Source organism: Caballeronia sp. ATUFL_F1_KS39, from assembly GCF_023630985.1.
In the GTDB taxonomy this organism is placed as follows: domain Bacteria; phylum Pseudomonadota; class Gammaproteobacteria; order Burkholderiales; family Burkholderiaceae; genus Caballeronia; species Caballeronia zhejiangensis.
Genome location: NZ_JALQDZ010000063.1, coordinates 1 through 13,758, shown reverse-complemented (window position 1 = coordinate 13,758; position 13,758 = coordinate 1). Strand labels below are relative to the sequence as shown.

14 protein-coding genes and 1 pseudogene are annotated in these 13,758 nt (G+C 63.1%); 2 read left to right on the top strand and 13 right to left on the bottom strand.

All coding sequences use genetic code 11. The features are described 5' to 3' along the window. Window positions 1-25 precede the first annotated feature (25 nt). From NCR93_RS30125 to prpR, 13 genes are all read right to left on the bottom strand, one after another. Window positions 26-799, bottom strand: coding sequence for a metal-sulfur cluster assembly factor (locus NCR93_RS30125; RefSeq protein ID WP_175982207.1), 774 nt, complete (start codon window positions 797-799; stop codon window positions 26-28). Then, the gene (locus tag NCR93_RS30120) at window positions 796-1,821 is read right to left on the bottom strand and encodes an amidohydrolase family protein (protein WP_008345850.1); all 1,026 of its coding nucleotides are present in this window, start codon (window positions 1,819-1,821) and stop codon (window positions 796-798) included. The genes NCR93_RS30125 and NCR93_RS30120 overlap by 4 nt, the downstream gene beginning before the upstream one ends. Window positions 1,822-1,870: 49 nt before the next feature. Then, the gene (locus NCR93_RS30115) at window positions 1,871-2,224 is read right to left on the bottom strand and encodes an MmoB/DmpM family protein (RefSeq protein WP_008345851.1); all 354 of its coding nucleotides are present in this window, start codon (window positions 2,222-2,224) and stop codon (window positions 1,871-1,873) included. Window positions 2,225-2,248: 24 nt separating this feature from the next. Continuing rightward, window positions 2,249-3,334 (bottom strand): aromatic/alkene monooxygenase hydroxylase subunit beta, encoded by a 1,086-nt coding sequence (locus NCR93_RS30110; protein ID WP_008345854.1) that lies wholly within the window; start codon window positions 3,332-3,334, stop codon window positions 2,249-2,251. Between the two features lie 44 nt (window positions 3,335-3,378). After that, window positions 3,379-4,425 (bottom strand): NADH:ubiquinone reductase (Na(+)-transporting) subunit F, encoded by a 1,047-nt coding sequence (locus tag NCR93_RS30105; RefSeq protein ID WP_175982208.1) that lies wholly within the window; start codon window positions 4,423-4,425, stop codon window positions 3,379-3,381. A gap of 20 nt (window positions 4,426-4,445) precedes the next feature. Then, window positions 4,446-6,116: an aromatic/alkene/methane monooxygenase hydroxylase/oxygenase subunit alpha gene (locus NCR93_RS30100; RefSeq protein ID WP_008345857.1), complete on the bottom strand. Its 1,671-nt coding sequence runs from the start codon at window positions 6,114-6,116 to the stop codon at window positions 4,446-4,448. Window positions 6,117-6,289: 173 nt separating this feature from the next. Continuing rightward, window positions 6,290-6,481: a hypothetical protein gene (locus NCR93_RS30095; RefSeq protein WP_008345859.1), complete on the bottom strand. Its 192-nt coding sequence runs from the start codon at window positions 6,479-6,481 to the stop codon at window positions 6,290-6,292. A gap of 19 nt (window positions 6,482-6,500) precedes the next feature. Further along, window positions 6,501-7,601, bottom strand: a complete 1,101-nt coding sequence (locus NCR93_RS30090; protein WP_175982209.1) for a WD40 repeat domain-containing protein — start codon at window positions 7,599-7,601, stop codon at window positions 6,501-6,503. Beyond that, window positions 7,598-7,915, bottom strand: a complete 318-nt coding sequence (locus NCR93_RS30085; protein ID WP_008345862.1) for a hypothetical protein — start codon at window positions 7,913-7,915, stop codon at window positions 7,598-7,600. Before NCR93_RS30085 ends, NCR93_RS30090 begins: the two co-directional genes overlap by 4 nt. Before the next feature lie 59 nt (window positions 7,916-7,974). Then, complete coding sequence (locus tag NCR93_RS30080; RefSeq protein WP_175982210.1) at window positions 7,975-9,018, bottom strand: NAD(P)-dependent alcohol dehydrogenase; 1,044 nt, start codon at window positions 9,016-9,018, stop codon at window positions 7,975-7,977. Window positions 9,019-9,302: 284 nt separating this feature from the next. Further along, on the bottom strand, window positions 9,303-9,614 hold the full coding sequence (locus tag NCR93_RS30075; RefSeq protein WP_175982211.1) for a hypothetical protein: 312 nt from the start codon (window positions 9,612-9,614) through the stop codon (window positions 9,303-9,305). Window positions 9,615-9,748: 134 nt separating this feature from the next. Further along, window positions 9,749-10,042: a GYD domain-containing protein gene (locus NCR93_RS30070; RefSeq protein WP_008345865.1), complete on the bottom strand. Its 294-nt coding sequence runs from the start codon at window positions 10,040-10,042 to the stop codon at window positions 9,749-9,751. 507 nt (window positions 10,043-10,549) lie between these two features. Then, entirely contained in the window at window positions 10,550-12,490 is a 1,941-nt protein-coding gene (prpR, locus tag NCR93_RS30065) for a propionate catabolism operon regulatory protein PrpR (protein ID WP_175982212.1), read from the bottom strand. A gap of 184 nt (window positions 12,491-12,674) precedes the next feature. Here prpR and prpB point away from each other — a divergent pair, with 184 nt between their 5' ends. Further along, a complete protein-coding gene (gene prpB, locus NCR93_RS30060) occupies window positions 12,675-13,571 on the top strand; it encodes a methylisocitrate lyase (RefSeq protein ID WP_008345869.1) in 897 nt (298 codons plus the stop codon). 23 nt (window positions 13,572-13,594) lie between these two features. Next, window positions 13,595-13,758: pseudogene (locus NCR93_RS30055) on the top strand (2-methylcitrate synthase); the annotation flags it as partial.

The window sequence follows — 13,758 nt, the reverse complement described above, 5'->3', positions numbered from 1 at the left end:
GTGCTCCTGTCTCCTGTCTTTCGATTTATGTCCGTATCGTCGATGCATCGCGCGTTCGCGGATAGAAGCGAACCGGCTTCTCTTCGACATCGTCGTAACGCGCCGCAAGAAGACCGCGGCATAGCGCGCTGTTGAACTCGGCGTTGACGCCCACGCGCCGCAACTCGCGCAGATACGCGCCGAGCGTCGCGGGATCGAGCGGCGCGCCGTGTATGTCGATGAACGCGGGCTGCGCTTCGTCCATCGCGCCGCCGCATACGTGACGCCGTTCCATGTAACGCGAGATCAGATGCGCGCGTTCCGGCTCGTCGGCAAGCGATGCAAGCTCGCCGATGGTGAGCCGCACGAGCGCCTCCGCTTCGCGCCCGCTCGCCAGCAGATGCGCGAGCAACGCCGCCTGCCTGCGCTGAAATGCCTTGACGAGAAATGTCTGCCGCACCGCGTCGAGATCGTCGTTCGCGGCATCGCCGAATGCCTGCCGGAACGACAGGTTCTGCGCCATGCCGCGATTGATCTCGTTGGCGTACATGTGCTCGTCGAGCGTAATGCCGATGCCCGTCACCCACGGCAGATCCGCGATCGCCGCGCGCATGTCCGCCGCCATCAGATACGCGAAATTGGCGGCGCACCAGTACGTCGGAAGCCGGAAGGCGATGCTCACGCCGCCATCGGCATCGACATCGACGGACGTGACGAAGCCGAGCTCCGTCACCGACTCGTCGAGTTCCGGATCGATGACGGATGCGAGCCGCTCCCACACTTGCGCCGCCGGTTCGCTCACCGCGCTCGCGGCGCTCATGCGTGCGCGACCGCGCTTTGCGGCGTCTGTTCGAGCAGCTTCTTCTGCGCCTCGATATCGATGCCGTACAGACGCGCCGCATTCAGCCCGAGGATTTTCTTCTTCGCCTCCAGTGACAGCTTCGCGCCCGTTTCCTTCGCGACCGATTCGGGCAACTCGAACGCCATGAACTTGTCGATGAGCCACTTCGGCGACCAGATCGCGTAATCGCTGCCGTAGAGAATGCGGTCCTCGCCGATCCAGAACAGCAGCTCCGAAATCACATGCGCGAAGTATTCCGGCCGCGTGTGGATGAACGGCAGCACGACCGCGAGGCCGCCATACACGTTCGTCTCCTGCGTGGCGATCCAGCAGAAGTCATCGAGACGCGGCAAGCCGCAATGCTCGACGATGAAGTTCAGGTTCTGGAAGCTCGTCGCCACGTCGTCGATATCGGCGACATCGAACGCATCGCGATTGAGCGGCAGGATCGTCGGTCCTTTATGAACGTGAATGTTCCTGATGCCGAGCTTCTCGCAGCGTTCGAGAAACCGGTACGCGCCCGGATCGGAGAGCTTGTAGCCCTTGCTGTCGCCGCGCCATTCGGCCGTGTAGAGCTTCACGCCCTGAATCTTGTACAACTGCGCCAGCTCCTCGAGACGTTCGAGCCCCGCTTCGCCGTCACGCGGATCGAATGCGCCGTTCACGATGAACCGATGCGGATACTTCTTCTTCACCACATAGTTCGCTTCGGTGGTATTGAAGCCGTTCTTGTAGAAGTCGGTCAGATAGGTCGGCTGGCAGATCGCCATGTCGTCGTAACCGGTGACGAAAAGGTCTTCATACATGACCGCTTCGCCGTACTGGTCGAACTTTTCCTTCGGCCACAGGTATTCCTTCGGGCTCAGGTTCTTGTGATACGCATAGAAGCAGTCGATGAACTGCTGGCCATGCACGTTCTTCACGTTCGCCTTGCTGCCGTCCCAAAGATGAACGTGCCCGTCGATGATGAAAATGTCCTCGCCGTCCTGGGTTCTGAACATGTTGCTGTCTCCGTGGGGTTGTCGCTCGCGGGCGCACCCGCGAACGTTTTCATTCGTAGGCCATTGCGTCTTCCATGTTGCCGAACAGCACGACGGTATCGTCGTCGATCATCACCATCCGTCCGTAATGCGTCGATGTCGATATCTCGAACAGATGTGGCGTCATCTCGCGGCCCAGCACGTCGCTGATTTCGCCCATCTTGAACTCGATCTTTCCCTGCCCGTCGATGCGGATCATCGCGGGCAGATACGTCACGGTGATGCCCGGCTTCGTCGCCATCAGTTCGGCAATCGCGCGCGCCTCGACGCTGTCGTTCATCGTGACGCCGCATTGATGCGAGATGGTCTGATCGAAGCGAAGATCCTTGATCGGCTTGAAGATGTTGTCGGTATGCACTGACATGAGCGGCTCCTGTTCGCGGTGGATTCAGGCTTGAATGGAGAGCGAAAACGGAATGCCGACTTCCTTCGCGATCAGTTGCGCGCGCTCGACCGAACTGCTCAGGGCGTCGGTGTATTGCGCGGCTTTCGCGTGCGGAATGGACCAGATCGGCTGAAGATGCTTCGCGGCATCGGCGGCGAGCGCGCCATGCTTGTCGAGCCATGCGCCGAAGAGCGCGCGGTTCGCATCGCCATGCGCGGGATCGTTGGCGAGCATGTGGAACAGCTCGACCGCGTTGGCGAGATTGCGCTCGTAGTCGCCTTCGGCGGCGGATACCACGGTCGGCGTCACGAAGTCGTTCTGCGCGGCAGCCACTTGCATGATGAAGCCGCTGCGAAAGAGATCGCCGACGAGCGGCTCGAACACGACGTTCACCGCGAAATACTTTTCGAGGTAATCGGTCGCGCCGCCGATGGTTTCGATCGCGCGGCGCGTGCCCTGCCACATCGGATCGTTGAGCCAGTGCTCCTTGCCCGCGTCGAGATCGAAGCCCGGCAGATCGAGCGCGATCTCGCCGAGATACAACGTCAAGTCCTGAGCGAAGCGCAGTTTGTACGATGCATTGGTCAGGATCGCGCTATTGATCATCTGCGTGTAGCCGTAGCGCTGCGCGTGCATGGTCGCCGTGCCGAGCCCGAATTCCGCGTGCTTGTACGCGCCGAGATGATGTTCGAGCACCTTCACCCAGGCTTTGTCGAAGCGCTTGACCGCGCCCGAGCGCCGCGCATTGCCGATCGCGTTCGTAATCATTCCGACGATGGTCGACTGGCGCTGATAGTGCGTGCGCTCCCATTCTTCATCGACCGCGCGGAACGTGTGCCAGTCCGAGCATTGCGCGGCGGTCCACGTTTCGGAATAGGTCGGCGTGCCGTCGGCGAATTGCAGTATCCAGTCCTGAATGAGATAGCGCTTCGGGTCTGGCTGCACGTCGACGGTCATGTCTTCGTAATGGCTTGCCTTGCGTCCTTTCGGTTCGAAATAGTTGTACTTGCGGCTGTCCCAGCCCACGAACTGCGCCGCGCCCGCAGCGCCCGACTTAAGCGGCGATGACTGCTCCGTCGACGTACTCATGTCATGTCTCCTTTCCGATCAGCGAATATCAGGGCGACGGGCCGTCATCGGACCGCCTGCGTGAACTTGTCGAAATACAGCCGTTCCGGTTCTACGCCGGCCATTTGCAGCACCGGGATCACGGCGTCGATCATCGCCGTGGGACCGCACGTGTAGGCATCGATATCGCCTGCGAGCGCTTCGTCGCGCAACGTGCGGCTCACGACTTCGTGGATGAAGCCCGTCTCGCCCGTCCACTCGTCGGCGGGTTCGGCGTTCGAGAGCGCCGGTATGAAGCGGAAGTCCGGCAGCTTGTCAGCGAAGTCCGCGAACTCGTCGAGATAGAACAGATCGCGGCGCGTGCGCGCGCCGTAGAAGAAGCGCACGGGCCGCTCTTCGCCGCTCGCGACGTGGTCCTGCAAGATCGACCACAGCGGCGACATGCCCGATCCGCCGCCGACGAGAACCATCGGGCCGGGCTGATCCTCGCGTCGAAAGCAGGTGCCGTACGGACCTTTCGCGATCATCCGGTCGCCGGGCTTGAGACCTTCGTCGAGCCGCGACGAGAACGCGCCGTTCGGGTACTTCTTGATGATGAAGGAGAGGCGCCGTTCGCCATCGGGCGGATTGGCCATCGAGAAAGAGCGCGTGATGCCCGCCGATGGCAGCGTCAGATCGACGTACTGCCCCGCCCAGTAACGCAACGGACGGCTCAGTTCCACTTCGAGCAGCCTGATGTCGTGCGTGAGCGCGGCGATGCTCGTGACGGTCGCGTCGTATTCGGCGACGGGTATGGAGCGGCGCATCAGGTCTTCGTCGTAGTTGAGCAGTTCGACGGTGAGATCGCTGTAGGCCAGCGTCCTGCAAAGCAAGACGTGACCCGATTCCTTCTCGTAGTCGGGCAGTGCGAAGGTCGAATACTTCTTCATCTCGACGTCGCCTTCGACCAGCAACGACTTGCAACTGCTGCACTGCCCTTCCTTGCATCCGTGCATGACGGCGATGCCTTGACGGAACGCCGCTTCCAGCACCGTTTCGCCTTCCTCGACCGACATCTCCACACCGACCGGCTCGAAGCGGACCGTGTGCGTCACAGACTCATCGCCGCTCATACGCGCCTCCCTCGCATCGGTCAATTGCACGGATTGATCGTGAAGCCCGCGCGATACTCCGCGATGTGCTTCTCGCGCTGCTCCGGCGTCATCTCTCGTATCAACACGATCGGGCTTTGGATCGTGTGGCCACGCACATCATCGAGCGTCCACATGTCGCGGTTGTCGAAACGCAGATGCGGTTGAGGCACGAGCGTCTTGCCGTCGCTGCGCACGAAGCCGAGATCCTTGATGCAATCCGCGAGGTCCCAGCCGTGATAGACCTCTTCCCATTCGCGGCGCCCGCTGAAACGGCCCATCGCGGGCGTCGGGCGGCCTTCGTATTCCGACGCGAACGCGACCTTGTGCGTCCATCGGCATAGCTCGGAGCAATACGTGTAGAGCTTGCCGTCGACTTCATCGACGCAGAAGTCCTCGCGAATCAGGCACGGCACGAGGCAGCTCCAGCAGCGATGCGGATACACGTAGCCGTTCTCCTGATCGAACAGCATGTTGGTCTGGCCGGGCACGCTCTTCTTCGCGTACCACTTCCAGTACTCGCCGAACTCCGCATACCAGCCGGGATACTTGTGCTCGAACCACTCGAAGTCTTTCTCGGTCTGCGCCTCGATGCGCCAGAAGTTCACCGGCCAGCCGACCGAGAAGAACTGCGCGACCTTGTGCACGTAGTTCTTCTTGACGAGGCGATCCCACGCGGCGGCGACATCGTCGTGATGAATCTTGATGCCGTACTTTTCGAGCGGCAGCATGTAGGTGCGGTAATAGTCTTCGTAGATCCACCGATGCCACAGCTCCGCATACGACTCTTTCTTCTTGTCGCGGTCCGTCGTGCCGTATTCGATGAACGTGCCGATAGCCGCATCGACGATCGCGTGGTTCTGCCAGAACGCGTAACGCAGATCGCGTTCGAGCAGCAGATGATTGTCGGGGTCGTTGATGACCGACATCATCAGCGAATGGCCGTTGCCGATGTGACGGCTCTCATCCGATTGCACGGAAAGGAACACCGTCGGCAGCGCGTAGTCGCCGTTGCGCGCGGCTTCCGACGGCATCGCGACGAACAGCGTATTCGTGAACGCCGTTTCCGCGACCACTTGCAGGAACACGTTGGCGGCCGTCACGGCGTCGCCGGTCAGGAAGCCTTCAGCGAACTGACGTCCGATGGTCGTCGCGTAGCACTTGCCGAACGCGGCTTCGGTGATGTCGAAACCCGCCGGATCGATGTAGTTCTCCATGTACCACTTCTTCAGATTCATCTGGATCGTCGAGTGGCGGAACTCGTCGACCATCTGCATCGTGAAGCCCGTGCGCAGTTCTTCGCCGGGCGCGAGACGGCCCAGCATCGCCATCGAGCGCGCGGCCGAGATTTCCGGGAACGGAATGATCGCGAGGAACAGCTTCATCCATTCGACCCAGCGCGGTTCGACATTGCGGAACATGTCGCCGCGCAGCGCGGCATCGAGCGCGCCGTAGACGCGGTTGTCCTTTTCCTCCTGCATCGGGAAATACGAGCGCAGCACCTGCTTCATCGGATCGCGCGGCGCCTTGCTGATCTTGTAGTCCGTCGGGAAGGTCATCGCTTCCTGAACGTAACTGGGTGTCCAGCCGAGATCGGCGACGCGTTTTGCCGCCTCGCCGATACTGATGCCTCGCTGGGATGTGATCTTGTTGAGCGTTAATGCTTCTGACATCGAGCTCTCCTTGTCCGGTTACAGGGCGATTGCGCCGTTTGCATCGGCACGGCAGCTTGAAGAGCGACAAGCGTGCCATCCGCGAATACGCCGTGTTTCATCGGTTTTCGATGCGCTTGTGTCGTGGAACGCGACGATCGAATTTCTTACGGTGTCCCGAATTGCGACATCACTCAATGGTCGACGATGATCTTGCTCGCGCTTGCATTCGCCGCATCCGCGACCGGCTGACCTTGTGCGATGAAACGCGCGGCGAGTATCAGCGCGCCCATCGCGAAGTCGCGGCCATGCGCGGCGATCATGTCGTCGGACAGCGCGCCGAGCCGCTCGAAAAACGCTTCCTTCGTGGATGCATCGGTCGTCATCTCCGTCTCCCTCGAGCGTCTAATGCGAACCTGAAATGCGGAATAACGCGTGCGGCAAATACACGAGCGCGATCTCGCCGGCTTCGGTGCCATAGGCGAGACGCCCGCCGTCGGGCGCCCACGCAAGCGCGGATATCGCCGCACCGCCGTTGGCCCGGACGAACAGCACGTCCGCGCCGCCGGGCTGGCACAACAGCACCGCGCCGCTTCGATAACCGACCGCGATCAGCGACAACGACGGATGACACGCGACGACACTCACCGGCGCGCTGCCCGCGACGCCGCATTCGCGCGGACGATCATCCGCATCGGGCGGATCGAAGCGCCAGCACACCGCGCGCGGTCCGCCGCTCGTGACGAGCACGCGGCCGTCCGCCGAGAACGACAGCGAGCCGGGCTGCAGCGCATAGCCGCCGAGTTCGATATCGTCGCCATCGGGAAGACGCCAGCCGTGCAGCGCGTTGCCTTCCGTGCCCGCGACGAGATACCGGGCATCGGGACTCCACGCGATCGCGCGCGGCGATCCGGCGCACGCAAAGAGCCGCGACGTCGCGGCGCGCGTATCCCACAGCGTGACGCCGCCCGCGTGAGCGATGGCGAGTCGCTGCGCGGTGGGCGCAAACATCAGCGCGGTCGATGAAGCGGGCAGCGTCAACTCCCTTTCCATCGCGCCGATGAGCCGCACCAGCGCGCCGCTCGCATACGCGCGCACGCCCGAGCGCGAGACGGCGACGTGATCGATTCGTCGGCCGTGCTGCGCTATGAGCTGGCGCACATTGCCATCGATGTCCATCTGCACGAGCCTGCCGTCATCGCCCGCGCTCAGAAAGCCTCCATCGGCATCGGCGGCGAGCCCGAGGCTCGCGCCATCGTGGATCGCAAAGCGCGCGAGCGGCGGCGGCGGCGCGGTGGCCTTGATCAACTCGACGCCGCGCGTCTCGTGCGCCTTGAGTTGCGGACCGCCTTCCCATTCGCCCGACGCGAGCACGAGCGTTCCATCGCCGAGCGTGAAGCCCGCGTGAGTCCCGCCTACATTCCACGCCGCCGCCGTCACGCTCGCGTGCGCCGTCCAGCACGCGCCGAGCAGCTCGACGAGCGGCGTGGGCGCGCTTACGTTCATCGCGGATCGCGGCCATGCGCGGTGCGCGTCGCCGCCTCCGCGTTCGCGAGCGCCGCCTCCAGACGCGCGCGCTCTTCCTCCAGCGCGCTCAGCGCCCGGTCAGCTTCCCAAAGCTGATCGCGCAGCATTTCGATGCGCAACAATTGCAGCGACGTGCGTGCTTCGGGCCGGCTCGCGGCCAGCGCGCTTTCGAGTTCGATTTCGACGCCCGCGAAACGGCTCTTGCTTCGCAGATGCTCAGAATTGATCCACGTGAGCTCGATCACGAGCCGCACGCGCTCCGATATGGGCGTGGGTTGGCCCTGCGCAGTCATGGCGTTCTCCGCTGAAAGCCTGGCTTGCGGGCCTCGTCTGTCGCGAGGCCGGCCGGTCGTTACGGAATGAGGACCGCGCGTCCCTTCACCTTGCCGTGATGCAGGTCGCGCAGCGCCTGATTCGCCTCGCTCAGTCGATACTCGCGCGTCGCGAGATGGACGAGTCCGCGATCGGCCAGCGCCATCAGCTCGACGAGTTCCGGATACGTGCCGACCAGATTGCCGACGATGGTCTTTTCGCTCGTAATCATGTCGATCGTCGGAATGTCGATCTTTCCGCCGTAGCCGACGATGTAATAGAAGCCCGCGTTGCGCGTCATCGCGAGGCCTTGCGCGATCGCGTTGCCTTCGCCGACGAAATCGATCACGGCTTCCGCGCCGTTGCCTTGCGTGAGTTCGAGCACGCGCTCGACGGCGTCGTCGCCGCCCTGAACCGTATGATGCGCACCGCATTCCTTCGCGAGCGCGAGGGCGGTCTCCGATCGGTCGACGACGATGATCTCCGCCGCGCACAGCGCGTTCAGCACCTGAATGCCGATGTGACCCAGACCGCCCGCGCCGATCACGACGGCGAACTGCCCCGGCAAAAGATGACGCGATGCCTTCTTCGCGGCGCGATAGGCAGTGAGGCCCGCGTCGGTGTACGGCGCGACGTCCTTCGGCGCGAGCGTGGACGGCAGGCGGATCAGCGAACGTTCGCCGGTCGCGAGATATTCGGCATAGCCGCCGTTCGCGTTGATGCCGGGAAAACGGCTTTCGGTCGCGTGCATGTCGTCGCCGCGCCGGCACGCGAGACAGTGGCCGCTCGTGACGAGCGGATGGCAGATGACCGGATCGCCCACCTTGACGCTTTCGACGCCCCGCCCGACCGCCTCGACCCAGCCGGCGTTCTCGTGGCCCATGATGTAGGGCAGCGCGATATCGACCTTGCTGCGCCAGATGCCTTCGACGATATGCAGATCGGTCCGGCACACACCCGCGCCGCCGATCCGGACGATCACATCGTCGGGCCGCGAGATTTCGGGAGTGGGGACGTCTTGATAGCGGACGAATTCGTCGCGGGACAACGTTTCGTCGTACTCATGCAGCACGGCAGCCTTCACGTGATGTCTCCTTGTTCGTTATCGTCGATGCTTCGCCTGAAGCGATGCGCCGGGATAAGAGCAAGGACCACGCCAATCGCGATGCGAGCGCGGGCATCGCGTGAGCCTGCGTGGATGGCCTTCGCGTTCTGTGATGACGGCATCGGCAGGGTTTGTCGCAAAATCGGACACCCTGCCGAAGTCCTGTGCATGCGGATGTCGCAACTTGCGACATCCGCATGCTACGCATTGCAGCGCACAACGCCCGGCGACCCGATGCATGGGTCGCCGTCTTTCATACGGCGTTATTGGCCGGCTGCCGGCGATACGACGCTCGGCGTTGCCAGCGTGTTGTTGCTCTTCGGCGCGGGCGCGTCGGACTTCGTCGTGCTGTTCGTGCTGCTCGGCAAGCCGCTATTGGGCTTGGCGGCCATGCCGCTGCCGGAATTGGTGGTGCCCGGCGTGCCATATCCGCCCGTCGCGCCGTTCACCTGATTCGCCGGGCTGGCGGTGCTGCCCGTCGAGCCGCTCGATCCTCCCGCCGTCTGCGCATAAACGCCGCTCGACAGTGCCGCCGCGGCTACAGCCGCGATGAGTGTGCCAATTGCCTTGTTCATGATCCGTCCCTCCTTGATCGGACTGGAAATTAGGACGCAGGCGTTTCCGTCTGCTCGATCATGAGTTGCGCAATGACCGTGCCGCGCCCGGGCACACGAAATGCAGAGGTCGATGCGTTATTAAGTTATCCGATTCACTTCAATCCCCCGACGATGCGTTCCATCTCGCTTTCGCCGAACGCGCGCATCGTCGTCGATCGGACGTTGCCGAGTGCGCCGAGCGCGAGGCCGAGGCGCGTCGCGGTTTCATCGTCGGGTGCATCGAACGATGTAACGAGATCGTATGCGCCAAGCGTCCAGTGCAGTGCGCCGATGGTCGCGCCCATCGCCTTGCTCGCTTCGCGAAATGCGCGCGCGCGATCGACCGTGTCCTTCGCGGTACGCACGCCCTGATCGGTCCAATTCAGCAGCATGATGTAGGTAGCCATGGTGTCCTCATCGAATGAAAGTGAAGCGGCCGCACGTATTGACGCGCCGCGTTTTCTTTGCGTGCATAAAGAGGCAGAGAGGAAGCAGGACAAGGCGGCAATCGCGCATGAGCAACAGCGCTTCCGTTCGGGAAAGCCGCAGTATGGATATCGATTGACTGCGAAAAAAGTATAGGCGACGGCGACTGTTAACAGCGCGCTTTCACGGCGCGATCGCGGCGTCGCGAGACGAAAAAAAGCCCCGTCGGAAGATGCGAACGGGGCTCATCGCCTTCGGCTGCGAAACGCGCTTACTTGCAGTGGCGTTCCCAGTGATGATGCACTTTGACCTTGTGGCAAACCTGATGGTGATTGTGCGAAGCGGCGAAAGCCGGAGCGACGGAAAAAAATGCCGCACCAGCGGCAAACACAGCAATGACAGCCTTTTTCATGAGTTCGTTAGGTTCTGGATTGGGAAAGAGAGGAGATGCTAGCAGCGCGAGCTTACGGACACATTTACGCGGCTCGTCAGCTTTTCGGCTTCGCGTTGAGCCTTCGCCACAACGTCGTCTTGCTGATGCCGAGCGCCTTGCAGACGGCATCGCGATCGCCGCCGAACGCAGCCAGCGATGCGCGGACCTGATCGGCTTCCACCGATCGGCTGAGATCGCGCAGCGAGCGGTCCGCGTTTGCGTCGGACTTGTCCTCGAACAGCTCGGGCGCGATCGCTTCCAGTTCGTCGAGCGCGAGTGCAAGGGGCGCATCCCGATCCGATAACTCCACCGCGATACGCTCGACGATGTTCTGCAACTCGCGAACATTGCCCGGCCACGGATATCGGCACAGCGCATCTTCCAGCGGCGCGAGCACGCGCGCCGCCGCTTCGCGATCGGGCACGCGCGACGCAAGCGCCTTGTCGCGCCGCGCGGCCTGTGTCAGCAGCGCGGTCGCCAGCAGCAGGACGTCGCTGGAACGTGCGCGTAACGGCGGCAACGCGATGCTCAGAATATTGATGCGATAAAAAAGATCGGCGCGAAACGAACCATCGGCGACGCCTTGCGCGAGCGTGCGATGCGTCGCCGCGATCACGCGAATATCGACGCGCGTCGGCTCCGTCGATCCGAGCCGTATCACTTCGCGCTCCTGCAGCACGCGCAGCAGCCGGCTTTGCAGCGACGGCGGCATCTCGCCGATTTCATCGAGAAACAAGGTGCCGCGATGCGCCGCCTCGATCAGCCCCGCCTTGCCGCCCTTGCGCGCGCCGGTGAACGCGCCCTCCTCGTAACCGAAAAGCTCGCTTTCGAGCAGGGCTTCGGGAAACGCGCCGCAGTTCATCGCGACGAACGGAAAGTCCTTGCGGCGGCTCAGCCGATGCATGCTCTGCGCGACCATCTCCTTGCCCGTGCCGCTTTCGCCGAGAATCAGCACGGTGGCGTCGGATTTCGCGTAGCGGCGCACGAGCGAACGCACGCGCTCGATCGACTCCGATTCGCCGACGACATCCTCCAGCCGATAACGCGCGACGAATTCCTGCGCGCCCTGCCGCGAGCGCAGCGTCCGGTCGAGCCGCTCGACCGCGCGCGATTCCTGGAAGGTGAAGATCGTGCCGCCCGACGCGCCATCGCTTGCGAGCGGTCCGCGATGGATCGCGTAGCTCACGCCGCGCACCGCGCCGAACACGTCGCCGTCGGCGGAAGGCAGCACGCCGTCGAGTTCGGGCGCGACATCGAGCAACGCCTGTCCGACGGCGCGCGACGCATCCGCGATGCCGAGCGCGGCGGCGAGCCGCCGATTGATCGCTTCGATGCGGCCAAGCGCATCGACGGCGACGACGCCATCGCGAAGATGCTGCAACAGGTTGTCGAGCCGATTGCGCCGCGCGACTTCGCGGCGCATCGCCTGCGCGACTTCGAGCGCCGTCTCGAACGCGGCGACGACCGACGTGCGCGAATACAGAAACACCGCGCTCATGCCCGCGTCCGCCGCCAGATCCGCGACGAGGCCGGGGCCGACGACCACATCGACGCCGCGATCGCGCAGATCGAGCACGAGGTTTTCGGCGTCCTGCGCCGAGCGATAGGACGCGCAAATCACGTCGATGCCATACACGGCGAGGAAGCGGCGAATTTCCGCGGGCGTGTCGCCGTGCGTGACGAGCGCGACGCTCGCGCCCTCGCGCCGCGCCTTCGTGAGCGCATGCATCACGTCGAAGCCGGTCGGACTGATGACGACGACCGGCACCGACACGCGGCTCTTCAGATAAGCGCCGTTCGAGCCGCCCGCCACGACGACATCCGGCCGGCCGTCGCGCGCCGATTCGATGCTGTTCGCGGCATCCTCGAAGCCGAGCGCCACGACATCGAGTTCGGCGCGATCGGCGTAGGTGTCGACGAGATCGATGAACAAATCCCTTAGCCGGCTGATGCCGACCGCCCAGATGCGCGGGCGCGACCCGGTTTCGGTTTGCATGATCGTCTGCGCAAAAAAATCCAGTATGCGCTACGGATTTCAGTTTCGAAACAGGAAATTTCAGGCGTGAAATCAAGCGCTGGGAGCCGAAACGTCTAAATCACTAAAAATCAACGAGTTAGAAAAATATCGCAAGCTGGCAAGGTAGTTGCTTTTATATGCAGCACTTTTTCAGGAGACAAACGTGAGTTCCGAAATCCAGTCCGCACAGACCGCCGGCGCGCGGTTCCGCCAGGCCGTCCGCGAGGAATCGCCGCTGCAGGTCGTCGGCGCGATCACCGCTTACGCCGCGAAGATGGCCGAAGCCGTCGGGTTCAAGGCGCTCTATCTGTCGGGCGGCGGCGTGGCCGCGAATTCGCTCGGCATGCCCGACCTCGGCATCAGCACGATGGAAGACGTGCTGATCGACGCGCGCCGCATCACCGACGCCTCGTCGCTGCCGCTGATGGTCGATATCGACACCGGCTGGGGCGGCGCATTCAACATCGCGCGCACGATCCGCTCGTTCATCAAGGCGGGCGTGGCGGCCGTGCATATCGAAGATCAGGTCGGACAGAAGCGCTGCGGGCACCGTCCGGGCAAGGAAGTCGTGCCGACCGGCGAAATGGTCGATCGCGTGAAAGCCGCCGTCGATGCGCGCACCGACGATTCGTTCGTCATCATGGCGCGCACCGATGCGGCCGCCGCCGAAGGCATCGACGCGGCGATCGAGCGCGCCGTCGCGTATGTCGAAGCGGGCGCGGACATGATCTTCCCCGAAGCGATGAAATCGCTCGATGACTATCGCCGCTTCAAGGCTGCGGTGCGCGTGCCGATCCTCGCGAATCTGACCGAGTTCGGCTCGACGCCGCTCTTCACCGTCGATGAACTGAAGGATGCGAACGTCGACATCGCGTTGTATTGTTGCGGCGCGTATCGCGCGATGAACGCAGCGGCCTTGAACTTCTACGAGACGGTGAAGCGCGACGGCACGCAAAAGGCCGCCGTCGAAACGATGCAGACGCGCGCCGACCTGTACAAATACCTCGGCTATCACGCCTACGAAGACAAGCTCGACCAATTGTTCGCAGCGAAGAAATAACCCTTGTTTCAGGAGACAAATTCATGAGCGAAGCAGACAACAGCACCGCAAGCGCGGGCGCATTCAAGCCGAAGAAATCCGTCGCGCTGTCGGGCGTGACGGCGGGCAACACCGCGCTGTGCACCGTCGGCAAGACGGGCAACGACTTGCACTATCGCGGCTACGACATTCTCGATGTCGCGACGAC